Source organism: Streptomyces sp. NPDC048278, from assembly GCF_040652195.1.
In the GTDB taxonomy this organism is placed as follows: domain Bacteria; phylum Actinomycetota; class Actinomycetes; order Streptomycetales; family Streptomycetaceae; genus Streptomyces.
In genome coordinates this window covers 254,831-278,841 of sequence record NZ_JBEZLP010000003.1, presented here as the reverse complement: position 1 = coordinate 278,841, position 24,011 = coordinate 254,831, and the positions used below count along the sequence as shown (strand labels likewise).

Here is a 24,011-nt window from a genome sequence, read left to right as displayed (position 1 = left end):
GCTCAGTCGGCCGCCGATTCTTCCAGACGGGCTGAGCGGGCGCTCAGACGCCGCTCCTCGGGTGCGGCACGGCGCTCTCCAGCCGGACCACGACGGACTTGCTGGCCGGGGTGTTGCTGGTGTCCGCGGTGTGGTCGAGCGGCACCAGTACGTTGGTCTCCGGGTAGTAGGCCGCCGCGCACCCCGGCGCCGTCGGGTAGTGCACTACCCGGAAACCGCGCGCCCGGCGCTCCACGCCGTCCTTCCACTCGCTCACCAGGTCGACGTACGCCCCGTCGCCGACCCCCAGCCGCCGCGCGTCCTCCGGGTGCACCAGGACCACCCGGCGGCCGTTCTTGATGCCCCGGTAGCGGTCGTCCAGGCCGTAGATCGTGGTGTTGTACTGGTCGTGCGAGCGCAGCGTCTGCAACAGCAGCCGCCCCTCGGGCAGTTCGGGGTACTCGACCGGGGCCGCCGTGAAGTTCGCCTTGCCGGTGGCCGTCGGGAAGCGCCGCTCGTCGCGCGGGGCGTGCGGGAGCGCGAAGCCGCCCGGGTGCGCCACGCGCGCGTTGAAGTCGTCGAAGCCGGGGATCACGCGCGCGATGCGGTCCCGGACCGTCGCGTAGTCCTTCTCGAACTCCTCCCACGGCGTACGGCTGTTCTCGCCGAGCACCCGGCGGGCCAGCCGGCAGACGATGGCCGGCTCCGACAGCAGGTGCGGGCTCGCGGGCGCCAGGCGGCCCCGCGAGGCGTGCACCATGCCCATGGAGTCCTCGACGGTGACGAACTGCTCGCCGCCGCCCTGGAGATCGCGCTCGGTCCGGCCGAGCGTCGGCAGGATCAGCGCCCGCGCGCCCGTGACGACGTGCGAACGGTTGAGCTTCGTCGACACGTGCACGGTCAGCCGCGCCCGCCGCATCGCCGCCTCGGTGACCTCCGTGTCGGGGGTCGCGGAGACGAAGTTGCCGCCCATCGCGAAGAAGACCTTCGCCTCGCCGTCGCGCAGCGCTCGGATGGCGCGGACCACGTCGAAGCCGTGCTCGCGCGGGGGCGCGAAGCCGAACTCCTTCTCCAGGGCGTCCAGGAAGGCCGGGGCCGGCCGCTCGAAGATGCCCATCGTGCGGTCGCCCTGCACGTTCGAGTGGCCGCGTACCGGGCACACACCCGCGCCGGTACGTCCGATGTTGCCGCGCAGCAGCAGGAAGTTGACGACCTCACGGATCGTCGGCACCGAGTGCTTGTGCTGGGTGAGCCCCATGGCCCAGCAGACGATGGTGCGCTCCGAGGCGAGCACCATGCCGAGGGTCTGCTCGATCTCCGCGCGGGTCAGTCCGGTCGCGGTGAGCGTCTCGTTCCAGTCGGCGGCGCGGGCGGCCTGAGCGAACTCCTCGAACCCGTGGGTGTGCTCGCGCACGAACTCCTCGTCGACCGCGCCCTCCGTCTCCAGCACGAGCTTGTTGAGGAGGCGGAACAGGGCCTGGTCGCCGCCGATGCGGATCTGCAGGAACAGGTCGGTGAGGGCGGCGCCCTTCACCATGCCCTGCGGGGTCTGCGGGTTCTTGAACCGCTCCAGGCCGGCTTCCGGGAGCGGGTTGACACTGATGATCTTCGCGCCGTTGGCCTTGGCCTTCTCCAGGGCGGAGAGCATCCGGGGGTGGTTGGTGCCCGGGTTCTGCCCGGCCACGATGATCAGGTCGGCCTTGTACAGGTCCTCAAGGCTGACACTGCCCTTGCCGATGCCGATCGTCTCGCTCAGCGCCGAGCCCGAGGACTCGTGGCACATGTTGGAGCAGTCCGGCAGGTTGTTGGTGCCCAGCTCGCGCGCGAACAGCTGGTACAGGAACGCGGCCTCGTTGCTGGTCCGCCCCGAGGTGTAGAAGACCGCCTCGTCGGGGGAGGAGAGCGCCGCGATCTCCTCGCCGATGATGTCGAAGGCCTGCTCCCAGCCGACCGGCTCGTAGTGCTCGGCGCCCTCGGCGAGATACATGGGGTGGGTGAGCCGGCCCTGCTGGCCGAGCCAGTAGCCGCTGCGGTGGTGCAGGTCGGCGACCGAGTGCGCGGCGAAGAACTCGGGGGTCACCCGCCGCAGGGTGGCCTCCTCGGCCACCGCCTTCGCGCCGTTCTCGCAGAACTCGGCCGCGTGCCGGTGGTCGGGCTCCGGCCAGGCGCAGCCGGGGCAGTCGAAGCCGTCCTTCTGGTTCACCCGCAGCAGCGTCAGCGCGGTGCGCCGCACGCCCATCTGCTGCTGTGCGATGCGCAGCGTGTGACCTATGGCCGGCAGCCCCGCGGCTGCGTGCTTGGGCTCCGCGACCTGCGGGGCGTCCTGGACCGGGTCCTCCTTGGGCGGCTTCGTCGCCATCGCACGCTCTCCCTACTACGCCTGCACCACTGCCATGTGCACCCGATACTCGCACGCGGCACCGACAACCATCGAGCACGGTCGGCGCAGCGGAACGGAACCAGTGTTTGACGAGACCGGTGCTCAAGGGAGCCGAGCCCGCCTGCTCAAGGGGACCGAGCCCGCCGCAACCCGAACCGTCGGCCTTCACTGTCAGTGCGGCGTGGCAGGATCGGGGGCGTGGCAGAGACAGCAGCGAAGCAGACCGACAAGACCCCCGGCGGCCCCCGTCCCCGGCTGATGCTCATGGACGGGCACTCGCTGGCGTACCGCGCGTTCTTCGCGCTGCCCGCGGAGAACTTCACGACCGCGACGGGGCAGCCGACGAACGCGATCTACGGCTTCGCGTCGATGCTGGCCAACACCCTGCGTGACGAGGCGCCCACGCACTTCGCGGTGGCGTTCGACGTCTCCCGCAAGACCTGGCGCTCCGAGGAGTTCACCGAGTACAAGGCGAACCGCTCCAAGACCCCGGACGAGTTCAAGGGCCAGGTCGAGCTGATCGGCGAGCTGCTCGACGCCATGCACGCGCAGCGCTTCGCCGTCGAGGGCTTCGAGGCCGACGACATCATCGCCACCCTCGCCACCCAGGCCGAGGCCGCCGGCTTCGACGTCCTGATCGTCACCGGCGACCGCGACTCCTTCCAGCTCGTCACCGAGCACACCACGGTCCTCTACCCGACCAAGGGCGTCTCCGAGCTGACGCGGTTCACCCCGGAGAAGGTTTTCGAGAAGTACGGCTTGACGCCCGCCCAGTACCCCGACTTCGCCGCCCTGCGCGGCGACCCGTCCGACAACCTGCCCGGCATCCCGGGCGTCGGCGAGAAGACCGCCGCGAAGTGGATCAACCAGTTCGGCTCCTTCGCCGAGCTGGTGGAGCGCGTCGACGAGGTCAAGGGCAAGGTCGGCCAGAACCTCCGCGACCACCTGGAGTCCGTCAAGCTCAACCGCCGGCTCACCGAGCTGGAGCGCGGCGTGGAGCTGCCGAGGACGGTCGCCGAGCTGGAGCGTGCGCCGTACGACCGCACGAACGTCGCGATGATCCTGGACACCCTGGAGATCCGCAACCCGTCGCTGCGCGAGCGGCTCTACGCCGTCGACCCCGGCGCCGAGGAGGCCGAGTCGGCGCCGGCCGCCGAGGCGGGCGTGGAGGTGGACGGCTCCGTCCTCGGCACCGGCGAGCTGGCCGGCTGGCTCGCCGAGCACGGCAGCGAGCAGCCGCTGGGCGTCGCCACCGTCGACACCTGGGCGCTCGGCACCGGCTCGGTCGCCGAGGTCGCGCTGGCCGCGGCCGGGGGAGCGGCGGCCTGGTTCGACCCCGCGGAGCTGGACGAGGCCGACGAGAACGCGTGGGCGGCCTGGCTGGCCGACGCCGCCCGGCCCAAGGTCTTCCACAACGCCAAGGGCGCCATGCGGGTCTTCGCCGAGCACGGCTGGACCATCGAGGGCGTCACCATGGACACCGCGCTCGCCGCGTACCTGGTCAAGCCCGGCCGCCGCTCCTTCGACCTGGACGCGCTGTCCCTGGAGTACCTGCACCGCGAGCTGGCCCCGGCCGCCGCGGCCGACGGCCAGCTGGCGTTCGGCGCGGACGACGGCGCCGAGGCCGATGCCCTGATGGTCCAGGCCCGCGCGATCCTCGACCTCGGCGAGGCCTTCGCCGACCGGCTCCAGGAGGTCGGCGCCGCGGACCTGCTCCGTGACATGGAGCTGCCCACCTCCGTCCTGCTCGCCCGGATGGAGCGGCACGGCATCGCGGCCGACCGCGCGCACCTGGAAGCGATGGAGCAGATGTTCGCGGGCGCGGTCCAGCAGGCCGTGAAGGAGGCACACGCGGCGGCCGGCCACGAGTTCAACCTGGGCTCGCCCAAGCAGCTGCAGGAGGTCCTCTTCGGCGAACTGGCGCTCCCGAAGACGAAGAAGACCAAGACCGGCTACACCACCGACGCCGACGCGCTCGCCTGGCTCGCCGGCCAGACGGAGAACGAGCTGCCGGTGATCATGCTCCGGCACCGCGAACAGGCCAAGCTGCGGGTCACGGTCGAGGGCCTGATCAAGACCGTCGCCGCCGACGCCCGCATCCACACCACGTTCAACCAGACCGTCGCCGCGACCGGCCGTCTCTCCTCCACCGACCCGAACCTCCAGAACATCCCGGTCCGTACCGACGAGGGCCGCGCGATCCGCCGGGGCTTCGTCGTCGGCGAGGGCTTCGAGTCGCTCATGACCGCCGACTACAGCCAGATCGAGCTGCGCGTCATGGCCCACCTCTCCGAGGACGAGGGCCTGATCGAGGCGTTCACCTCCGGGGAGGACCTGCACAACACGGTCGCCTCCCAGGTGTTCGACGTCGACCGCTCGGCCGTCGACGCGGAGATGCGCCGCAAGATCAAGGCGATGTCCTACGGTCTCGCGTACGGGCTCTCCGCCTTCGGCCTCTCCCAGCAGCTGAACATCGACGCGGGCGAGGCCCGGGCCCTGATGGACACCTACTTCGAGCGGTTCGGCGGGGTCCGCGACTACCTGCGCCGCGTCGTCGACGAGGCCCGTGCCACCGGCTACACGGCGACCCTCTTCGGCCGCCGCCGCTACCTCCCGGACCTCAACAGCGACAACCGGCAGCGCCGGGAGGCGGCCGAGCGGATGGCGCTCAACGCGCCCATCCAGGGCACGGCGGCGGACATCGTCAAGATCGCCATGCTCCGGGTGGACGGCGCGCTGCGCGAAGCGGACCTGAAGTCCCGCATGCTGCTCCAGGTCCACGACGAAATCGTCCTGGAGATCGCCCCCGGCGAGCGGGACCGGGTCGAGTCGGTCCTCCGCGACCAGATGTCCAACGCGGTCCACCTCCGGGCCCCCCTGGACGTCTCGGTGGGCGTGGGCCCGGACTGGGAGTCGGCAGCGCACTGACGCCTCCGGCGAGCGCCGACAGGGGGCCCTTCCTCTCCGCCGCCCGTCAATATTTCTCCGCCGCCACGGTGCTCAGCCACGACGGCGGCTCTCGGCGGTGCCGAACCCACGGGACGTGTCCGGTTCGGCACCGCCGGCAAGCGCCACTGCGGTCGCACGCCGTTGCGGCGGAGAAGAAGGGGGCACCGGAGCGAAGGAGGGCGGCGCAGCGAAGCGGGGTGCGGCGGGGTAAAGGGGAGGTTTCCGGCCCGTCACTCGCGTGGACCCCGTCAGAACGCCCCGGTCTCCGCCACCGGCAAGGATGCGGCCATGGGTATACGTATGGTTCACCGCCGGACGCCCCAGAGCAGGCCCCCGGCCAAGGCCCGTTCCGCCTCCGCCTCCGCCGAGGTCACGGCGTCCCCGTCGGCCCCGGCCCAGGCGGCCGGCGCCAGCTCTGCCCGCATCCCCGCCGACCTCGCCGTCACCGTGCGCCGGGCCGCCACCCGGCTCCGGCGCAGGCTCCGCGCCCGCCCCGGCCCGCGCCAGTGGTTCGACCTCGCCCGCAGCTACCTCGCGCTGCTCCTCACCGCACTCCCCGGCCCCCGCCGCCCCCGCACCATGACCGTGTTCGTGGCGAGCCTCACCGAACGGCAGACGCGCTCCGCCGCGCGCCGTCGGTCACCGGAGCCGGACGCCACACCCTGACCGCCACGGCGTACCCCAGCACCCCCGTCAGCAGCCCCGCGCCCGCTCCGAAGAGCACGGTGGGGAGCAGCTCCCAGGGCTTCGCCGCAGCCCCCCAGTACTCCCACCACCGCGTCGCCCGCTGCACCGCCGCGAGCAGGGCGCAGCCGGTGATCGCGGCGCCGGCCCAGCACCGGTCCCGCACCGACAGCAGCGGCACCCCCACCGGCTCCCCGGCCGGCGCCCGCCGCACCGCGCGGACCGCGAACACGGCGACCAGGGCCGCGCCGACCACCGAACTGCCGTACTGGAGCAGGGTGTACAGCGGCATGCCCGCGACACTCCGGCCGATCGCCGGGATCAGCCGCGTCCCCCAGCGGTCGTGGTGCGTGAACGCGTCCCAGACGACGTGCGTGAGCCCGCCGGCCACGGCCGAGACGTACCACCATCCGGCCACCGGGAGCCCCGCACGCGCGCGTGGCGCCCCGCAGCGCAGCAGCGCGGCCACCCGCCCCTGCCGGGCGCGGGGCGCGAGCGCGACGAGGGGTTCCCGGACCAGCAGCCACAACGCCACCAGCGCCCAGGCGAACAGCACGTCGACGGTGAGGACACCGGTGAAGGAGTGGGTGACATCGCCGAACTCCATCGCGTCCGGCACCACGCTCGCCGCGTAGTAGGTGAGGTCGGGCGCGAAGGACCCCGCGACCAGCACCGCCGGCACCAGCCGTCCGCGCCCGGTCCCGTCGCCCCGCACCGCGGGCAGTACGGCGGCGGCATGGCTGAGAGTGAACGGCATCCGGGCCCCCTGGAACAGTCGTCGGCCGGAGCGCCGAACAAGTGATCGCGTACGACAAGTATCCGCGACACCACCATCGTTCAACGGGGGATGGCCAACTGGTGAAAATCGGGCACCGCCGGGTGTCCGCGGAAGGGAAGTTGTCGTAGGGTCGCCTGGGTCGCCGCCCCGGCGTGCTTGGCCGGATGCGCTACCTCACCACGCGAAAGAGGTAACAGGGGGCAACCACAGCACCGGGTCGACCGTCACACCAGGGGCGAGCGGACAGACGGAGACGGGCGCTCAGAAGGCGTCCAGGGGAGGGATTCACCTTATGGCGGCGCAATTCGGCAGGCGGCTGCGCAAGGGAGCGGCGACGACCGCCGCGGCCGCGTTGGCGGTGGCGGCTCTGTCCGCGTCCCAGGCACCGGGCGCCACGTCCGGGGACACGGGCAGGCAGGCCAACGCCGGCGCCAGCACCTCCGCGCCCGACGGATCCGGGGCCGCCGACGGCGCCACCGGCAACTCGCCGTACTACACGGACCTGCCGCCGCTCAACAGCCCCAACCCCAGCGCGAGCCCCTCGGCCTCCTCGTCGAGCATCGGCACCGCCGTCTCCCGTGGCGAGGCCGAGGCCGGCATCCCCGCCACCGTCCTCGACGCCTACAAGAAGGCCGAGGCGGAGCTGCGCGGTTCCAAGCCCGGCTGCAACCTGCCCTGGCAGCTGCTCGCCGCCATCGGCAAGGTCGAGTCCGGCCAGGCCCGCGGCGGTGACGTCGACGCCGAGGGCAACACCCTGCACCGGATCCTCGGCCCCGAGCTCGACGGCAACGGCTTCGCGCTCATCAAGGACACCGACGGCGGCGCGTACGACGGCAACAGCCAGTACGACCAGGCCGTCGGCCCCATGCAGTTCATCCCCTCGACCTGGGCGTGGGCGGGCCGCGACGGCAACGGCGACGGCGTCAAGGACCCCAACAACGTCTACGACGCGGCGCTCGCCGCCGGCCACTACCTGTGCCGCTACGGCTGGGACCTGTCCGTCCAGGCCGACATGAACAGCGCGATCCTCAGCTACAACAACTCGCAGGACTACCTCAACCTGGTGCTGTCCTGGTACGAGTTCTACCGCAAGGGCACCCACTCGGTCCCGAACGGCACGGGAACGGTGCCCACGCACCGCAGCGACGGCTCGACCGGCTCCGGATCCGACGGTTCCGGCTCCGACGGCTCCACGACGAAGCCGACCACGAGCACGCCCAAGCCCACCGAGCCCACGCCGGGCACCCCGAGCACGAAGCCGACCGTGCCGCCCACGGCCACCGACACCGTCGACCACCTGGAGGACGCGGGCACCGCCGCGCTCACGGCGATGGCGGGCGACGCGTTCGGCAAGCAGATCAGCACGCGCGCGGAGACCAAGGCCGGCCGGACCGTCGCCAAGGTCCGGGTCCGCTTCACCATCGTCGGGGACACGGACGCGGCCTTCAGCGGCGGCGAGGACACCGCCACGGTCGTCACCGACGCCAAGGGCGTCGCCGTCGCGCCGGCGCTCCAGGCGGGCGAGAAGACCGGCGCGTTCACGGTCCACGCGAGCGTGGTCGGCCGCACGGTCAAGGGCGTCGACTACGACGCGACCGTCACCGCGCGCGCCGCCGACACCCTGGCCCTCGTCAACACCACGGCGCTGTCCTGCACCCCGGGTGGCGAGTTCGCCGACCAGGTGCAGACGAAGGCCACCTACCAAGGCGCCGTCGCCGACAAGGTCGCCGCCACGGCCACGCTGGTCAAGTCGGCGGACGACCTGAGCGAGAACGACAAGGGCCCGTACTTCAAGGACGCGAACGGCAACGCCGTCCGTACCCTCACGGATCTCCAGACGGACGCGAACGGCATGCTCACGCTGCCCAAGCTGTACGCGGACGACACCACGGGCACGTTCCTGCTGCGCATCACCACGACCGGTGGCGCCACGCTCACCGTCGAGCTGACGGTCGCCGCGGCCGACCCCTCGTCGAGCCCGTCGCCGAGCGCATCCGCGTCGGCCTCCGCCTCCGCCTCTCCGAGCGCCTCCGCCTCCTCCTGATCCACCGTCGCACGACCACCAGGGCGCCCTCCCGCCGACGCGGGACGGCGCCCTCGTCGTCGTACGACCTGTTCTCATCTCACCCTCCCGTTGCTACCGTGCCCGGACCTGACGATCCATCAGGAAGCCGACGGCCGTAGGGAGGCCCCGTATGCGTGCCCTGATCGCCGCCGCGAGCGGTCTCGTCCTCGCGGTCGTCCTGGTCGTGACGATCAGCGCCGTGGGGTCGCCGGACGGAAGGACGTCCCCCAAACCGCTGCTCACCACGGTGCCGTCCCACCCGTAACCGCCGCCCCGGGAGGCCGAGATGCGCCGCAAGGCCAGTCTGGTCCTGCTCGCCTGTGCCGTGTTCTTCGCCGCGCTGTCCCCGCTGCTGCGCTGGTACGCCTTCCCGCGGCTCGCCAAGATCCCGGCGAACCAGTACCAGGACATGGTCCTGGTGGCGAAGAACGCCACGCTCCTCGACTACGGCACCATGACGGCGAAGAAGGTCCCCCAGGTCACCATCGTGCAGACCCTCAAGGGCGACGTGGCGGCGGCGAAGAAGATCGAGAAGACCGCGGGCCGGGACGTCGTCGTCTGGGACGGCCTCTCCTACGTCCAGGGACCCGACGGCAAGATGGTCTCCGAGATCCCCGAGCGCTACATCTTCGACGCCCACAGCCAGGAACCCGTGCACGCCACCGGCGAGATGGTCGACGGCGACCCGGTGACCCGGGACGGCATCGAGTTCAAGTTCCCGTTCCTCACCGAGAAACGGGACTACGAGTACTTCGACGCGCAGACCCGCACCACCAACCCCATCCACTACAAGGGGACGCAGACCTTCCGGGGCGTCAAGGTCTACTACTTCGAGCAGACCATTCCGTGGACCAAGGTCTCCATGCCCAAGAAGATGCCGGTCCAGGGCATCACCCCGGAGACCGTGGCCAAGACCGGCACCACCCGCTGGTACACCACCGTCCGCAAGTTCTGGGTCGAACCGGCCACCGGAGCACCCGTCTACGGCGAGGAGATCCACAAGGAGGAGCTGCGCGGCGGCACCCTGCTCGGCGGCCGTGCCAAGGTGACGGCCTTCGCCGGCGACGTGAAGATGCGCGAGGACTACATCAGGAGCACGGTCGCCCTGGTCAAGCACAACCGCACCCTCGTCCTGCTGCTGACCTCCTACCTGCCCTGGGGGTTCCTGTCCCTCGGCATCGCGCTGCTCGCCCTCTCCCTCTACCTGGAGGCCCGCAGCCGCCGCCCGGCCGACCCCGAGCCGGTCGACTCCTCGGTCCCGGAGCCGGTCAGCGTCTGAGCCGCGCGTTGGTGTGCCGGGTGGGCTCGGCCGTGGCGGGATCCTCGGGCCAGGGATGCTTCGGATACCGCCCGCGCAGCTCGGCCCGTACGCCCTTGTAGCCGTCCTTCCAGAACGAGGCGAGGTCGGCGGTGACCGCGGCGGGCCGCCCGGCCGGCGACAGCAGATGCACCAGCACCGGCACCCCGGCCACGGCGGGCGACTCCTGCAGGCCGAACATCTCCTGCAACTTCACGGCGAGCACCGGCTGTTCGGGGTTCCCGTAGTCGACCCGGACCCGCGACCCGCTCGGTACGGCGATGCGCTCCGGCGCCAGCTCGTCGAGCCGTCCCGCCGCCCCGCCCGCCCACGGCAGCAGCCGCCGCAGCGCCTCCCCGGCGTCGATCCGGCCGAGATCGGCCCGCCGCCGGGCCCGGCCGAGCTCCGGCTCCAGCCATTCGTCCACGCGCGCGTGCAGCGCGTCGTCGGAGACGTCGGGCCACGGCTCCCCGAGGTGCAGCCGGAGGAAGGCGAGGCGTTGCCGCAGTACGGCCGCGTCGGGCGTCCACCGCAACAGGCCGAGCCCCGCGCGCCGCAGCCCGTCGAGCAGCGCGTCGCGTACGAGCGCCGGGTCGGGGTCCCGCAACGGCCGCACCGTCAGCTCGATCGCCCCGAGCCGCTCCACCCGCCGCGCGACGACGTCCCCGTCGGCCCAGCGGACCTCCTGGTCCTCCGCGCACAGCGAGGCCGCCGCCGACCTGGCCGTGTCCTCGTCGACCACCGCGGCGAGCCGCACGCGCGCGTGCCCGCTGCCGACCGGGCGGTCCGCCACCGCCACGGCGATCCACGGCACGCCGCGCAGCGGGCTGCCGTCACCGAGCTCGGCCCGGGTCCCGGAGGCCATCAGGTACGACCCCCCGTCGGCCCTGGCGACCCGCTCGGGGAAGGCGAGGGCGGCCACCCGGCCCACCGCGCGGTCGTCCACGCCGGACACCGCGGCGGGCCCGTCGTCCGCCGCCAGCCGCCGTACCTCCGCGCGCCAGCGCCCGGCATAGGCGTCACCGCCCCGCCGGACGGTGCGCAGCGCGGCGGCCAGGTCGTCCCCGTACTCCCGCGGCGGCTCCTCGCTCAGCAGCGCGACCGCCTCCGCGCCCCCGCCCGGGGTGTCCAGCAGCGCCCGCCCCAGCCGCGGATGCACCCCCAGCCGGGCCAGCCGTACCCCCCGTTCCGTCGCCCGTCCGGCGGAGTCGACCGCGCCGATCGCCGTCAGCACCTCCCGGGCCGCCGCCATCGCCCCGGCCGGCGGCGGGTCCAGCAGCGCCAGTCCCGAGGCCCCCGGATCGCCCCAGCAGGCCGCCTGGAGGGCGAACGCGGTCAGATCGGCCACCCTGATCTCCGGGGCCGGAAAGGCCGTCAGCCGAGCGTCCTCGGCCTCGGACCAGCACCGGTACACCGCCCCCGGCGCCTCCCGCCCGGCCCGCCCCGCCCGCTGCCGCCCGGCCGCGCGGGACGCCCGTACCGTCGCCAGCGCGCTCAGCCCGCGCGCGTGGTCCACCCGGGGCTCCCGCGCGAGCCCCGAATCGACGACCACCCGTACCCCGGGGACGGTGAGCGAGGACTCGGCGACCGCGGTCGCCAGCACCACCCGGCGGCGCGCCCCGGGCGCCAGCACCGCGTCCTGCACGGCGGCCGGCGCCCTGCCGTGCACCTGGAGCACCTCCACGTCCCCCAGGTCACCCAGCCCGCCGGCCACCCGCGCGAGCTCGCCCACGCCCGGCAGGAAGCACAGCACGTCCCCGTCCCGCTCGGCCAGGGCCCGCCGCACCACCGACCCGACATGCGCGAGCAGCGCCGGGTCGACCCGCATCCCGTGCGGAGGCCGCACCGGACGCGCCGGCGGCGCCCACACCGTCTCCACGGGGTACGAGACCCCGGCCGCCTCGGCCACCGGCGCCCCGCCCAGCAGCCGCGACCACCCCTGCGCGTCCGTCGTCGCCGACGCGGCCACCAGGCGCAGCTCCGGCCGCAGGGTCTCCCGCACGTCGCAGAGGAAGGCCGCCACCGTGTCGGCGTCCAGATGGCGCTCGTGGCACTCGTCGAGGACCACGACGTCGGCGCCGGACAGTTCCTGGTCGCGTTGCAGACGCTGCAACAGCACACCGGTCGTGACGACCTCCACGCGCGCGTGCCGGCCCACGACCCGCTCGCCGCGCACGGTGTAGCCGACGCTCCGCCCGACCTGCTCGCCGAGCAGCCAGGCCATCCGGCGGGCCGCCGCGCGGGCGGCGATCCGGCGCGGCTCGGCGACCACCACCCGCCGCGCCGGCCCCTCGCCCAGCAGTCCGGCAAGCGCCAACGGCACCAGCGTCGTCTTGCCGGTGCCAGGCGGTGCCACCAGGACGGCGGTGCCGTGCCCGTCCAGGGCGTCGCGCAGACCGGGCAGGGCCTGCCGCACGGGCAGCGCGTCCAGGGCGTCGTAACGGATCACGCCCCTAGTGTCGTACGCGACCGGAAGCACCCCTCACGCGCGCGTGCGCTTGGCCGCGCGCGCGTGCGGTTCCAGAGGTGTTCGGTTCCCGGAGGTGTCCGGTCGGGTCCCGGGACGTTCAGTCGCGCTCGCACACGAAGATCGCCGTCCCGGGGATCAGGCCGCCCCGCAGCGGGGACCAGCCGCCCCATTCGGACGTGTTCCAGGCCGGCCATTCCGGCTCCACCAGGTCGACGAGCCGGAAGCCCGAGGTGGCGATGTCCCGGACCCGGTCGCCGAGCGTGCGGTGGTGCTCGACGTAGACCGCGTGGCCGTCCTCGTCCTGCTCGACGTACGGCGTCCGGTCGAAGTAGGAGGACGAGACCGAGAGCCCCTCGGGGCCCGGCTCGTCCGGGAACGCCCAGCGGATCGGGTGCGTCACCGAGAAGACGAACCGCCCGCCGGGACGCAGCACGCGGCACACCTCGCGCAGCACCAGACGCGGATCGGCGACGAACGGGAGCGCCCCGTACGCCGAGCACACCAGGTCGAAGGAGGCGTCCGCGAAGGGCAGCGCGCCCGCGTCCGCGCAGACCAGCGGAAACGATCCGCCGATGCGCAGCGCGTGCTGCAGCTGGCGGTGCGAGAGGTCCAGGGCCACCGGCCTGGCCCCGTGGGCGGCCAGCCAGCGCGCGCACTGGGCCGCGCCGGCGCCGATCTCCAGGACGTCCTTGCCCTTCAGCTCCTCCGGCGGGCCGAGCAGCTCCGCCTCCACCTCGTCGAGGCCCTCGGGACCCCATACGAAACGGTCGTCGCCGAGGAACGTGCCGTGCTCGACCTGGTACTCGTCGGCGTTGCGGTCCCACCAGCCGCGGTTGGCCCGGCTGCTCTCCGCGACCCCGGCAGCACGCCGGGTGGCTTCCGGTTCGGCCTCGGCGCCGGCCGTCGCACCGGCCTCTTCCAGGTCGAACGAATCGGGCTCTTGGATGATCGGCTCCCTCGTCGTACTCTTCCGTGCAACCCGTCGGCGGGTGTGTCACGGAGGGGGTCTCTCAGGCGTGCGTGGCCTGGTGGGACGTTTCTTGTGCCGGGTATGCGGTGTTCCGCCCCGGGTGTGCGCCTTCGCGCATTGACCCTGCCCGGCTGCCCCCGTATGCTACAAGTTGCGCTGCGGGCCTGCGCACCTCAGACGTAGCAGGCTGCGCTCGCATCTGTTGTATGTCCCCTCGGTTGTCGAGGCGTCACCAGTGTTTTCGGGTGGCGCTTCCTAGGCTGTCCGGCTTCTTCAGAGCGAAACAGGCTCCCGGCGTAAGCAGTACCTACGACTTCAATGTCCGTACCGGAGCCCTTTCTCACATGACGAGCAGCACCGAGACCACCGCCACCACCCCGCAGGTAGCGGTCAACGACATCGGTAACGAGGAAGCCTTCCTCGCCGCGATCGACGAGACGATCAAGTACTTCAACGACGGCGACATCGTCGACGGCGTCATCGTGAAGGTCGACCGGGACGAGGTCCTGCTCGACATCGGTTACAAGACCGAAGGTGTCATCCCGAGCCGCGAGCTCTCGATCAAGCACGACGTCGACCCCAACGAGGTCGTCGCCGTCGGTGACGAGATCGAGGCCCTCGTCCTCCAGAAGGAGGACAAGGAAGGCCGCCTGATCCTCTCGAAGAAGCGCGCCCAGTACGAGCGCGCGTGGGGCACCATCGAGAAGATCAAGGAAGAGGACGGCATCGTCACCGGTACCGTCATCGAGGTCGTCAAGGGTGGTCTCATCCTCGACATCGGCCTCCGCGGCTTCCTCCCGGCCTCCCTGGTCGAGATGCGCCGCGTCCGCGACCTCCAGCCCTACGTGGGCAAGGAGCTCGAGGCGAAGATCATCGAGCTGGACAAGAACCGCAACAACGTGGTCCTGTCCCGCCGTGCCTGGCTGGAGCAGACCCAGTCCGAGGTCCGCCAGACGTTCCTCACGACCCTCCAGAAGGGTCAGGTCCGCTCCGGTGTGGTCTCCTCGATCGTCAACTTCGGTGCCTTCGTGGACCTGGGTGGCGTCGACGGTCTGGTCCACGTCTCCGAGCTGTCCTGGAAGCACATCGACCACCCGTCCGAGGTCGTCGAGGTCGGCCAGGAAGTCACCGTCGAGGTCCTCGACGTCGACATGGACCGCGAGCGCGTCTCCCTGTCGCTGAAGGCGACCCAGGAAGACCCGTGGCAGCAGTTCGCCCGGACCCACCAGATCGGTCAGGTCGTCCCGGGTAAGGTCACCAAGCTGGTTCCGTTCGGTGCGTTCGTCCGCGTGGACGAGGGCATCGAGGGTCTGGTCCACATCTCCGAGCTGGCCGAGCGCCACGTGGAGATCCCGGAGCAGGTCGTCCAGGTCAACGACGAGATCTTCGTCAAGGTCATCGACATCGACCTCGAGCGCCGCCGCATCAGCCTCTCGCTGAAGCAGGCCAACGAGGCCTTCGGTGCCGACCCGGCCACGGTCGAGTTCGACCCGACCCTGTACGGCATGGCCGCGTCCTACGACGACCAGGGCAACTACATCTACCCCGAGGGCTTCGACCCCGAGACCAACGACTGGCTCGAGGGCTACGAGACCCAGCGCGAGGCGTGGGAGCACCAGTACGCCGAGGCGCAGCAGCGCTTCGAGCAGCACCAGCAGCAGGTCATCAAGAGCCGCGAGGCCGACGCCGCTGCCGCTGCCGAGGGCGGCGACGCCGCGGGTGCGGCTCCGGCCGCCGGTGGCGGTTCGTACTCCTCCGAGGGCGCCGACACCTCCGGTGCGCTGGCCTCGGACGAGGCGCTGGCCGCGCTCCGCGAGAAGCTCGCGGGCGGCCAGAGCTGATCGCTCACTGAGCAGTAGCTCCTGACTGAGGGACCGCACCTTTCGAGGTGCGGTCCTTCGGTGTTTCCGGGCCCGCCGAGGCCGACATCCGCGGCCATGTCCCGGAGTTGCTCGCCTAAGCCACGAACAGGGGCGCGCCGGACAAGGAGTTGACGGTCACCGACCAGGAGCGGCTCGTCGGGTTCCGCACGGACCGGGGCGAACCCGGCGGCAAACCGACGTACGAAGGCGGTGAGAGACGCCTGTTCGGGGCTCCGGCGGGAATGCCTGTGGTCAGTGCCGCGTTGACCCGTACGAACACGAGGAGGAGCGGTCACAGTGCTTGATCCGCAGGGTTTGTACGCATGGGAGCCGAAGGGGCTGGCGGTCGTCGACATGGCGCTGGCCCAGGAGTCGGCCGGTCTTGTCATGCTCTACCACTTCGACGGATACATCGACGCGGGTGAGACCGGCGACCAGATCGTCGACCGGCTCCTCGACTCGCTGCCCCACCAGGTCGTCGCCCGCTTCGACCACGACCGGCTCGTGGACTACCGGGCTCGCCGCCCGCTGCTGACCTTCAAGCGGGACCGCTGGACCGAGTACGAGGAGCCCAGCATCGAGGTCCGGCTGGTCCAGGACGCCACCGGCGCCCCCTTCCTGCTGCTCTCCGGCCCCGAGCCCGACGTCGAGTGGGAGCGCTTCGCCGCCGCCGTACGGCAGATCGTGGAGCGGCTCGGCGTCCGCCTGTCCGTGAACTTCCACGGCATCCCCATGGGCGTCCCGCACACCCGCCCGGTCGGCCTCACCCCGCACGGCAACCGCACCGACCTGGTCCCCGGACACCGCAGCCCCTTCGACGAGGCCCAGGTGCCCGGCAGCGCCGAGTCCCTGCTCGAGTTCCGGCTCATGGAAGCCGGGCACGACGTCCTGGGCGTCGCCGCGCACGTGCCGCACTACATCGCCCGCTCGCCCTACCCGGACGCCGCCCTGACCGTCCTGGAGTCCGTCACGGCAGCGACCGGCCTGGTCCTCCCGGGCATCGCGCACGCCCTGCGCACGGAGGCGCACCGTACCCAGACCGAGATCGACAGCCAGATCCAGGAGGGCGACGAGGAGCTCACCGCGCTCGTGCAGGGCCTTGAGCACCAGTACGACGCGGCAGCGGGCGCCGAGACCCGGGGCAACATGCTCGCCGAGCCGGTGGAGATCCCCTCGGCGGACGAGATCGGCCTCGAGTTCGAGCGCTTCCTCGCGGAGCGGGAGGGCGACAACTAGGGCCTGTCCGGCCATTCCCGTCAGGCCCTGGGGGCGACAGCCGGGGCGGGCCCCGTCACGGCCGGTGTCGGTGGCAGGGCCTAAGCTTCGGGGCATGCTGAAAGTTGGCCTCACAGGCGGCATCGGCGCCGGCAAGAGCGAGGTGTCGCGGCTGCTCGTCGGGCACGGCGCGGTGCTGATCGACGCGGACCGCATCGCGCGCGAGGTCGTCGCGCCCGGGACCCCCGGCCTGGCCGCCGTGACCGAGGCCTTCGGCCCTGAGGTGCTGGCCGCCGACGGCAGCCTGGACCGGCCGAAGCTCGGCTCGATCGTCTTCGCCGACCCCGCGCGACTCGCCGTGCTGAACTCGATCGTGCACCCCCTCGTCGGGGCCCGCTCCCGCGAACTGGAGAGCGGGGCCGCCGCCGACGCCGTGGTCGTCCACGACGTCCCGCTCCTCGCGGAGAACGGCCTCGCGCGGCTCTACGACGTGGTGGTCGTCGTGGACGTCGCCCCCGGGACGCAGCTGGACCGGCTGACACGGCTGCGGGGGATGACCGAGGACGACGCCCGCGCCCGCATGGCCGCGCAGGCCACCCGCGAGAAGCGCCTGGAGATCGCGGACATCGTGATCGACAACGACGTCCCCCTGGACGCGCTCCGGGAGCGCGTCGGGGAGGTGTGGGCCGACCTGGTGCGCCGCGCGCAGGAGCCCGGTGCGAGCGAGCGGAATGCGTCTTCGAAATAGCGGGCACCCGTCCGGGCGTTGAACCGCTTCAGTGAGGGAAGGACTTTGCCGTGCCCGAGACCAGCGGTTCGACCGGACGTACTCCGGAGACGCATGTCATCGACTTCCGTGCCGCCGAGCAACTGCTCAACGCACGGGACCCGCGGGGCGCGGTGAAGCTGCTCGACGGAGTGATCGGCGCGCACCCCGAGAACACCGCCGCCCGGCTGCTGCGCGCACGTGCCTTCTTCGCCGCCGCGCAACTGCGCCCCGCCGAACTGGAGTTCACCATCGTCCTGGAGCGGGAGCCGGACAACGCGTTCGCCCACTTCGCGCTCGCCCGCACCTACCAGCGCCAGGGCCGCGCCGACCTCGCGATACGCCACTTCCGGCTGGCCGCCGCCCTGGACCCGAACCCGGAGTACCTGAAGGCCGCCCGCTTCGACAGCGGCGAGTGAGCCGACGGAGCGTGTGCCCGCAGCGCGTGAGCCTGCGATGCGTGACGCGACGGAGGGTGTCCGGAGGATTCCTCACGGGTGACCGTGCTGGGGCGGGCGCCGGAACGGCGGCGGGCGGGTGTCCGCAGGCCGGTACGGCGGCACATCGCGGCCCGGCTGATAGTGCGGACCCTGCCGTATGTGCCTGAGGATCATGGCCATGTCGACGGTGGCCACCAGCCACAGCACCCCACACGCGGCGGCCCAGCCGGGGCGCCCGACCAGCGCGAACGCGGCGGTGCCGAAAATGGCCCAGGCCAGCCCCCACACGCTCAGCCACAACCGCGCTCGCAGCGCACTGCGGGCGGTCACCGGTTCACTGCCCGTACGCATCCCGGATCACCATTCCTGTCTGCAACGTACTCCTCGACCGGACGTTCACCAAGGGGGACCCCGCCGTGCTGCCGGACGCCGCCGACCTGCCCGACCTGCTCCTCGACCTCGCCGTGCCGCACGAGGACATCAACGAGGTGGTGGCACTGCGCCGCGCCGTGACCGCCGACCCCGCAGTGCGGCGGCTGCTGGAGGAGTGCGCCGAGGACGTGACCGGTGGCGTCCGGGAGGTGGACGACCCGTCCGGGCTCGGTGACCGGGCCGCCGAGGCCCCGGCCGCCCTCGGCGCGTACTTCCTCGTGTACGTCTTCCTCACGGCGGCGCCGCACGTCCGCGCGGTGCACCGGGCACGCGGCATTCCCGACGACGTCTCCCGCCACACGCTCGCCGACCTCGGCCGCGGCATGGCACTGCACCGCCGGCGGTACGGCACGGGAGGGCTGGGCGTACACCAGGCGCACTGGCTCACCCGGCACTTCTGCGGGCGGCTCTACCAGCTGGGACGGCTGCAGTACGAGCGGACCGGACTCGGCGAGCGCACGGCGCGGGCGATCAGATCGGCCGGTACCGAGGTGACCGGCGGTGAGCCCTCCCTGGACCTGCACATCCCCGACTTCCTCGGCCCGCTCACCCCGGTCGCCTGCGACCGCTCCCTGGACCATGCCCGTGAGTTCTTCGCGCGGCACTTCCCCGAGGAGCCGCACGCCGTCGCGACCTGCCACTCCTGGCTGCTCGACCCGCAGTTGCGCCGGTACCTCCCGGCGGACTCCAACATCATCCGGTTCCAGGAGCGGTTCCGCCCCGGATGGCAGGACCCGGAGCCGGCCGACACCACACCGGTCGGCTTCGTCTTCGGCGACCCGGACCTGCCGGTGCCGGAGCTGCCCCGGCGGACGTCGGTGGAGCGGATGGTCGGCGACCACTTGCGGGCGGGCGGCCACTGGTACGTCGGCCACGGATGGTTCCCGTGGGACCAGTGACGGCCGTCAACTGCGCCCTCCCGAAGGAAAGTTCCCGGCGGGCCTTCGAACTGCTCGAACGAGTGAACTGTCGGGGTGCGGGAACGGCGGTCCGGAGACCGGCCGTTGTTCGGGCATGACGGTTGAAATGCGTGAGGGGTACGAGGGAACGGGTCCGGGAGCGATCACCCCGGACGGCTGCGCGGTCGAGCTCTACGCGCGCCTGACCGTAGGCGCCGAGCCGGACGTCATCGAGGCGGCGGTCCCGGCCGGCGCCCGCATCCTGGAGCTGGGCAGCGGTGTGGGGCGCGTGACCCACCCGCTCCTGGAGCGCGGGTTCACGGTCACCGCGGTGGACGAGTCGGCGGAGATGCTGGCGCGCGTGCGCGGGGCCCGCACCATACGCAGCACCATCGAAGGGCTCGACCTGGGCGAGAAGTTCGACGTGGTGATGCTCGCGTCGTTCCTGGTGCACACCGGGGACGCGGAGGTGCGCCGGGGCATGCTGCGCACCTGCGCGGCGCACGTGGCGGACGACGGCTGCGTACTCATCCAGCGGGAGGGCGCGGACTACCACACCGAGGTGCCGCGCGAGCGCGTCGACCCCGGCGGCTACACCGTCCGGATCGTGTCGGCCGAACCGGTCGGGGACGGGGTGAACTCGGTCCGCGCGGAGTACGAGTTCCCGGACGCCACCTGGACCCAGACCTTCCTGGCCCGGCCGCTCACCCGGGAACAGTTCGAGGAGGCACTCGCGGAGACGGGACTGGAGGTGGCGGAGTATCTGACCGAGGACGGGACGTGGGTGAGGGCGGTAACGGCGGCTCAGCCCGGGTGACCCCGCCGGGCGGGCGGGGAGCAGGGTCCACCGGCCGGGCCGAACCCTGTCGGGCGGGCCGGACGGATCACCGTCCGCCGGGACGTCCACCGCTCGGCCGGCCTGCCGAGCCCATGCCACCCGAGCCCGCGCCACCCGCGCCGCCCATGCCACCCGCGCCGCCCGTCCCACCCATGCCGCCGAGGCTGCGCAGTCGCTCCAGGTCGCGGCGGTCGCGCTTGGTGGGGCGGCCGGCGCCGCGGTCGCGCAGGCCGATGGGGGCGAAGGCCTCACGGGGCGGGGGCGGCGGCGAGTTGTCGATGTAGCACACGGCGGCGACCGGGGCACCGACCCGCTTGCGGATCAGCCGCTTCACGATCACGACCCGCTCCCGCCCCTCGTGGCGCAGCCGCACCTCGTCGCCGACGCGCACGGAGTGGGCGGGCTTGACCCGCTCGCCGTTCACCTGGACGTGTCCGCCCCGGCAGGCGGTGGCTCCCATGGAGCGGGTCTTGATCAGGCGGACGGCCCAGACCCAGCTGTCGATCCGCACGTTCTCCCCGGGAGCGGGGCCCGCGGCCACGGCGGCGGCGACGGCCGCGGCGATCGCGGCGGGGTCGGGCGCGGCGGGCGCGGCGGGGTCGGGTGCCGGGGTGGCGGAGGCCTCGGCCTCCTCGCCGCTCGCGTGCTCCCTGCCGTCGCCCGCATCCTCAGAAGCCATGCCCCGACCTTAGCTCCCCGAGCCGACATCGACGGAACGGTTATACCGACGCCCGCAACCGCGCCCCGAAGGGCCGCGGGGCTGTTGTCGGTATGCGGCTGCCGCCGCGCGAGCGCGATCGACCACACACAACCCGCGGTCGCCGTCCCGCACAGACTGACACGGCGCTCCCGCGCCCCCCGGCCATCCACCAGGAGCCGCTCCGGCAAACACCTCCCCGGCCCTACCGTTGATGCGTGAACCACACCCCCCACACCCGGCTCGCCCACCTCGACGAGCGTGTCAGCGGCTGCCGGGCCTGTCCCCGCCTGGTCGCCTGGCGGGAGGACGTGGCGCGGACCAAGCGCGCCGCGTTCGCCGACTGGACCTACTGGGGCCGGCCCGTCCCCGGCTTCGGGCCGGCCGATGCCCGGCTGCTGATCATCGGCCTCGCCCCGGCCGCGCACGGCGGCAACCGCACCGGCCGGATGTTCACCGGCGACCGTTCCGGGGACGTGCTGTACCAGGCGCTGTACGACGTCGGGCTCGCCTCGCAGCCGACCTCGGTGAGCGCCGACGACGGCCTGGAGCTGTCCGGCGTGCGGGTCACCGCGCCCGTGCACTGCGCACCGCCCGCCAACAAGCCGACCCCCGGGGAGCGTGACACCTGCCGCCACTGGCTGGTCGAGGAGCTGACGCTGCTGCGGCCGACGTTGCGCGCGGCCGTCGTGCTCGGCGCCTTCGGCTGGCAGGCCGCGCTGCCGGCGTTCGCGGAGGCGGGCTGGAGCGTGCCGCGGCCCCGCCCGGCCTTCGCCCACGGCGCCCGGGTCGGCCTCGGCGGGCTGGACCTCTTCGGCTGCTTCCACGTCAGCCAGCGGAACACCTTCACCGGTCGCCTCACCCCCGAGATGCTCCGCGACGTGCTGCGGACGGCGGCGGAGGCGGCCGGAGTGGGGTGAGGGCACCGGTGTGCGGGCCGCGGGGAGGGCCGGAGCGGGGAGCGGGGTTCAGACGATCCGGGCCGCCGCCACCGGGCGGTCGTCCACCGTGTGGGTGCCGGTGGACGCGGAGGAGTTGACGCTCCAGCGGTACCGGGAGAACTCGCCGGTGACGTCGGACGCGTAGAACATCATGTGGCCGATGCCGACGCCCTGGAAGCTCTCGCCGTCCACGTTGCTGACCATCCGGGTGTCCGGGTAGCGCGGGTAGTTGCTGAGGCCGTAGACGCCGTGCGGGTCGGAGGTGCAGTCGACGATCTCGACGGCGTACTGGGTCTCGCCGGTGAAGTCGGCGACCCCGCTGAAGACGCCCTTGACCTCGCGGACCATGACGATGTGCCCGGTGTTCTCCGCGTCCTGCCCGTTGTAGTCGACGGCGATCAGATCGCCCGGCCGCAGGTCGGCGACCTTGCGGATGCGGCGGAAGCGGGGGCCGGCGGTGCTGTTCCGGAACGCCGAGCAATAGTCGGCGGCCTCCGGGCCCTTCTCCTGGAAGTACTGGAGGAAATAGGCGTCGGTGGCCCAGCCGTAGGTGTGTCCGAGCAGCGCCGTGACGAAGGACGAGCAGCGGGCCCGGGCCACCCAGCCGGCGAGGTCGTCCGGGCGGCCCCAGGTCACGGTCGCCGACGTGTCCCTCAGATAGACGTTGTTCGCGCGTGCGGTACGCCCGCTGACCAGGGCGATCTCGTCGGCGTCGAGGGCACGGCCGTAGGCGCGGACGTCGTCGACCGCGCCCTTGAAGCGGTTCACGTAACCGCCGTCCCAGCGGGCCCGGCCGATGCTGAAGCCCTGGGGCGCGGCCCAGGACAGGGTGGTGTCGGCACTGCCCTCCAGGGCGCCGTTCACGTAAAGCCGGACGTGGGCGCCGTCCCAGACGCCTGCCAGGTGGGTCCAGACTCCCGTCTTCGTCACCGGGGCGGCGGCGAGCGCCGAGACCTTGGTGGTCTGGTCCTCGCTGCGCACCTTGAACGCCCAGGTCCCGGCCGTGTCGTCGTACTGGAGCAGGAAGCGGCTCACGCCGGTGCCGTCCTGGCTCACGGCCGTGTACATGTTCGTCAGCACGGCGTCGTCGGCCAGCCGGACCCAGGCCGTGACCGTGAACGGCGCGGTGGTGTCCAGGACGGAGGCGGTGGCGGCGTAGGCGCCGGCGGTGCTGTCGAAGCTCAGTTCGCCGCCCGCCCGCAGTGCGGTCCAGCTCGCTCCCGTGCCCAGGGCGACCGGGTGCTCCAGGCCGGAGCGGTCGGCGCCGGAGCCGTCCAGCGGCCAGTGCCCGGCCAGTCCGGTCGGCAGGTAGCCGGCCGCCAGCAGCCGCTGGTACCGCACCAGCTGCTCGGCCTCGGCCAGATGCGGTGCGGCGACCGGGGTGAACGGCGTGTCCAGCGGTTCGTCGGCGGCGGCCGTCCCCGTACCCGCCGCCATGCCGGCCACCGCGCCCATTCCCGCCAGCGCGGCCCCGCTCAACAGCCCCCGCCTGCTCACCATCGTCATGCCCTCCCCGTCCGGTCCACTCGAAACCGCCTCCGGTCCGCCCGGATCCGACTCCGGCCTGCCCGGATCCGTTTCGATCCTCACTGGTGAGGAGAACTCTAGGAGAATCCTGTGCGAACTGGTGTTCCTGTGGACGAGTGACGGGCGGCCGGATTCCCAGGCCCTAGGCGTCGGTGTCCTCGCCGAACAGGTGCCGCACCGTCGACCGGTAGTTGGCCTGGACGTGGCCGAGTGCGCGGGCGCGGGCGCGGTCCCGGTCGCCGGAGGCGATCGCGTCGTACAGCTCGCGGTGCTCGGTGAGGAGCTGGGGCCACTCCTCGTTGCGCCGGGTGAGCCAGCGGAGCCGGCCGTCGACCGGTTCCATGACCGAGATGAGCAGGCTGTTGCCGGCCAGGGCCAGGATCCGGTCGTGGAAGCGGGTGTTGACGTCGGTGATCGTCTCGGCGTCGTCCGCCCGGGTGGCCGTCGCCGCCTGGTCGAGCAGCTCCCGCAGTTCCGCCAGCGCCTCGGGTGTCGCGCGTGCCGCCGCCAGCCCGGCCGCGTACACCTCCAACGCCTCGCGCAGCTCGAAGAGTTCCTTGACGTCGGTCGGGGTCAGCCGGCGCACGACCGTGCGGCGGGCCGACTCGAAGAGGACGAAGCCCTCGGCGACCAGGGCCCGGATAGCCTCCCGGACCGGTACCCGGGACACCCCGAACCGGTCGGCGAGCTCCCGTTCCACCAGCCGGTCGCCCGGGCCCAGCCGCCCGGCGATGATGTCCTGCCGCAGCGTCGCGAGGACGCGCTCGCGCACCGCGCCCAGAGGTTCGATCTTCGTGGTGGGGGAGCCCATGAGGTCATTTT

At 72.5% G+C, this 24,011-nt stretch carries 20 protein-coding genes; 12 read left to right on the top strand and 8 right to left on the bottom strand.

The window, feature by feature from the left end; all coding sequences use genetic code 11:
• Nucleotides 1-43 precede the first annotated feature (43 nt).
• Nucleotides 44-2,338 carry an FdhF/YdeP family oxidoreductase gene (locus AB0D74_RS07440; protein ID WP_362581491.1) on the bottom strand — a complete coding sequence of 765 codons (2,295 nt, stop codon included), beginning with the start codon at nt 2,336-2,338 and terminating at the stop codon, nt 44-46.
• 219 nt (nt 2,339-2,557) lie between these two features.
• Here AB0D74_RS07440 and polA point away from each other — a divergent pair, with 219 nt between their 5' ends.
• Together polA and AB0D74_RS07430 are read left to right on the top strand one after the other, a co-directional pair.
• Complete coding sequence (polA, locus tag AB0D74_RS07435) at nt 2,558-5,287, top strand: DNA polymerase I (RefSeq protein WP_362581489.1); 2,730 nt, start codon at nt 2,558-2,560, stop codon at nt 5,285-5,287.
• A gap of 309 nt (nt 5,288-5,596) precedes the next feature.
• Nucleotides 5,597-5,974 (top strand): hypothetical protein, encoded by a 378-nt coding sequence (locus AB0D74_RS07430; protein WP_362581487.1) that lies wholly within the window; start codon nt 5,597-5,599, stop codon nt 5,972-5,974.
• Here the strand turns inward: AB0D74_RS07430 and AB0D74_RS07425 are convergent.
• A complete protein-coding gene (locus tag AB0D74_RS07425) occupies nt 5,910-6,749 on the bottom strand; it encodes a DUF4184 family protein (protein WP_362581485.1) in 840 nt (279 codons plus the stop codon). The two genes, AB0D74_RS07430 and AB0D74_RS07425, sit on opposite strands and share 65 nt — an antisense overlap.
• Before the next feature lie 313 nt (nt 6,750-7,062).
• Between AB0D74_RS07425 and AB0D74_RS07420 the strand changes: the two genes are divergently transcribed.
• The 3 genes from AB0D74_RS07420 to AB0D74_RS07410 all read left to right on the top strand — a co-directional run bounded on the left by AB0D74_RS07420 (nt 7,063) and on the right by AB0D74_RS07410 (nt 10,114).
• The gene (locus tag AB0D74_RS07420; protein ID WP_362581483.1) at nt 7,063-8,814 is read left to right on the top strand and encodes a lytic transglycosylase domain-containing protein; all 1,752 of its coding nucleotides are present in this window, start codon (nt 7,063-7,065) and stop codon (nt 8,812-8,814) included.
• Nucleotides 8,815-8,965: 151 nt separating this feature from the next.
• Nucleotides 8,966-9,100 carry an SPW_0924 family protein gene (locus tag AB0D74_RS07415; protein ID WP_362581481.1) on the top strand — a complete coding sequence of 45 codons (135 nt, stop codon included), beginning with the start codon at nt 8,966-8,968 and terminating at the stop codon, nt 9,098-9,100.
• A gap of 21 nt (nt 9,101-9,121) precedes the next feature.
• Nucleotides 9,122-10,114, top strand: a complete 993-nt coding sequence (locus tag AB0D74_RS07410; RefSeq protein ID WP_362581479.1) for a DUF3068 domain-containing protein — start codon at nt 9,122-9,124, stop codon at nt 10,112-10,114.
• Here the strand turns inward: AB0D74_RS07410 and hrpB are convergent.
• Nucleotides 10,104-12,581: an ATP-dependent helicase HrpB gene (gene hrpB, locus AB0D74_RS07405; protein ID WP_362581477.1), complete on the bottom strand. Its 2,478-nt coding sequence runs from the start codon at nt 12,579-12,581 to the stop codon at nt 10,104-10,106. The two genes, AB0D74_RS07410 and hrpB, sit on opposite strands and share 11 nt — an antisense overlap.
• Before the next feature lie 118 nt (nt 12,582-12,699).
• Nucleotides 12,700-13,548: a class I SAM-dependent methyltransferase gene (locus AB0D74_RS07400; protein WP_362581933.1), complete on the bottom strand. Its 849-nt coding sequence runs from the start codon at nt 13,546-13,548 to the stop codon at nt 12,700-12,702.
• Nucleotides 13,549-13,916: 368 nt separating this feature from the next.
• Here AB0D74_RS07400 and rpsA point away from each other — a divergent pair, with 368 nt between their 5' ends.
• The 4 genes from rpsA (at nt 13,917) to AB0D74_RS07380 (ending at nt 17,834) form a co-directional block, all read left to right on the top strand.
• Nucleotides 13,917-15,413: a 30S ribosomal protein S1 gene (gene rpsA, locus AB0D74_RS07395; RefSeq protein ID WP_046729628.1), complete on the top strand. Its 1,497-nt coding sequence runs from the start codon at nt 13,917-13,919 to the stop codon at nt 15,411-15,413.
• Between the two features lie 318 nt (nt 15,414-15,731).
• Entirely contained in the window at nt 15,732-16,670 is a 939-nt protein-coding gene (locus tag AB0D74_RS07390; RefSeq protein ID WP_362581474.1) for a PAC2 family protein, read from the top strand.
• Between the two features lie 94 nt (nt 16,671-16,764).
• On the top strand, nt 16,765-17,397 hold the full coding sequence (coaE, locus tag AB0D74_RS07385; RefSeq protein ID WP_362581472.1) for a dephospho-CoA kinase: 633 nt from the start codon (nt 16,765-16,767) through the stop codon (nt 17,395-17,397).
• A 50-nt stretch (nt 17,398-17,447) separates the two neighbouring features.
• The gene (locus tag AB0D74_RS07380; protein ID WP_362581470.1) at nt 17,448-17,834 is read left to right on the top strand and encodes a tetratricopeptide repeat protein; all 387 of its coding nucleotides are present in this window, start codon (nt 17,448-17,450) and stop codon (nt 17,832-17,834) included.
• Between the two features lie 72 nt (nt 17,835-17,906).
• Here the strand turns inward: AB0D74_RS07380 and AB0D74_RS07375 are convergent, their stop codons facing one another.
• On the bottom strand, nt 17,907-18,206 hold the full coding sequence (locus tag AB0D74_RS07375; protein WP_362581468.1) for a DUF6343 family protein: 300 nt from the start codon (nt 18,204-18,206) through the stop codon (nt 17,907-17,909).
• Between the two features lie 65 nt (nt 18,207-18,271).
• Between AB0D74_RS07375 and AB0D74_RS07370 the strand changes: the two genes are divergently transcribed.
• The gene (locus tag AB0D74_RS07370; RefSeq protein WP_362581467.1) at nt 18,272-19,186 is read left to right on the top strand and encodes an acyltransferase domain-containing protein; all 915 of its coding nucleotides are present in this window, start codon (nt 18,272-18,274) and stop codon (nt 19,184-19,186) included.
• 127 nt (nt 19,187-19,313) lie between these two features.
• Complete coding sequence (locus AB0D74_RS07365) at nt 19,314-20,003, top strand: class I SAM-dependent methyltransferase (RefSeq protein ID WP_362581931.1); 690 nt, start codon at nt 19,314-19,316, stop codon at nt 20,001-20,003.
• A 67-nt stretch (nt 20,004-20,070) separates the two neighbouring features.
• Here the strand turns inward: AB0D74_RS07365 and AB0D74_RS07360 are convergent, their stop codons facing one another.
• A complete protein-coding gene (locus AB0D74_RS07360) occupies nt 20,071-20,703 on the bottom strand; it encodes an RNA-binding S4 domain-containing protein (RefSeq protein ID WP_362581465.1) in 633 nt (210 codons plus the stop codon).
• Between the two features lie 236 nt (nt 20,704-20,939).
• Between AB0D74_RS07360 and AB0D74_RS07355 the strand changes: the two genes are divergently transcribed.
• Nucleotides 20,940-21,641, top strand: a complete 702-nt coding sequence (locus AB0D74_RS07355; protein ID WP_362581463.1) for a uracil-DNA glycosylase — start codon at nt 20,940-20,942, stop codon at nt 21,639-21,641.
• Nucleotides 21,642-21,689: 48 nt separating this feature from the next.
• On the opposite strand, the gene AB0D74_RS07350 is transcribed toward AB0D74_RS07355, so the two are convergent.
• Together AB0D74_RS07350 and AB0D74_RS07345 are read right to left on the bottom strand one after the other, a co-directional pair.
• Nucleotides 21,690-23,168 (bottom strand): LamG domain-containing protein, encoded by a 1,479-nt coding sequence (locus tag AB0D74_RS07350; protein WP_362581461.1) that lies wholly within the window; start codon nt 23,166-23,168, stop codon nt 21,690-21,692.
• A gap of 163 nt (nt 23,169-23,331) precedes the next feature.
• Nucleotides 23,332-24,000, bottom strand: a complete 669-nt coding sequence (locus tag AB0D74_RS07345; RefSeq protein WP_362581459.1) for a GntR family transcriptional regulator — start codon at nt 23,998-24,000, stop codon at nt 23,332-23,334.
• Nucleotides 24,001-24,011 lie beyond the last annotated feature (11 nt).

Excerpts from the sequence above, each read along its gene's own strand:
- AB0D74_RS07440 (WP_362581491.1), bottom strand. The coding sequence starts at position 2,338 with ATGGCGACGAAGCCGCCCAAGGAGGACCCGGTCCAGGACGCCCCGCAG.
- AB0D74_RS07430 (WP_362581487.1), top strand. The coding sequence starts at position 5,597 with ATGGGTATACGTATGGTTCACCGCCGGACGCCCCAGAGCAGGCCCCCG.
- AB0D74_RS07425 (WP_362581485.1), bottom strand. The coding sequence starts at position 6,749 with ATGCCGTTCACTCTCAGCCATGCCGCCGCCGTACTGCCCGCGGTGCGG.
- AB0D74_RS07420 (WP_362581483.1), top strand. The coding sequence starts at position 7,063 with ATGGCGGCGCAATTCGGCAGGCGGCTGCGCAAGGGAGCGGCGACGACC.
- AB0D74_RS07415 (WP_362581481.1), top strand. The coding sequence starts at position 8,966 with ATGCGTGCCCTGATCGCCGCCGCGAGCGGTCTCGTCCTCGCGGTCGTC.
- AB0D74_RS07410 (WP_362581479.1), top strand. The coding sequence starts at position 9,122 with ATGCGCCGCAAGGCCAGTCTGGTCCTGCTCGCCTGTGCCGTGTTCTTC.
- rpsA (WP_046729628.1), top strand. The coding sequence starts at position 13,917 with ATGACGAGCAGCACCGAGACCACCGCCACCACCCCGCAGGTAGCGGTC.
- coaE (WP_362581472.1), top strand. The coding sequence starts at position 16,765 with ATGCTGAAAGTTGGCCTCACAGGCGGCATCGGCGCCGGCAAGAGCGAG.
- AB0D74_RS07375 (WP_362581468.1), bottom strand. The coding sequence starts at position 18,206 with ATGCGTACGGGCAGTGAACCGGTGACCGCCCGCAGTGCGCTGCGAGCG.
- AB0D74_RS07365 (WP_362581931.1), top strand. The coding sequence starts at position 19,314 with ATGCGTGAGGGGTACGAGGGAACGGGTCCGGGAGCGATCACCCCGGAC.
- AB0D74_RS07360 (WP_362581465.1), bottom strand. The coding sequence starts at position 20,703 with ATGGCTTCTGAGGATGCGGGCGACGGCAGGGAGCACGCGAGCGGCGAG.
- AB0D74_RS07350 (WP_362581461.1), bottom strand. The coding sequence starts at position 23,168 with ATGACGATGGTGAGCAGGCGGGGGCTGTTGAGCGGGGCCGCGCTGGCG.
- AB0D74_RS07345 (WP_362581459.1), bottom strand. The coding sequence starts at position 24,000 with ATGGGCTCCCCCACCACGAAGATCGAACCTCTGGGCGCGGTGCGCGAG.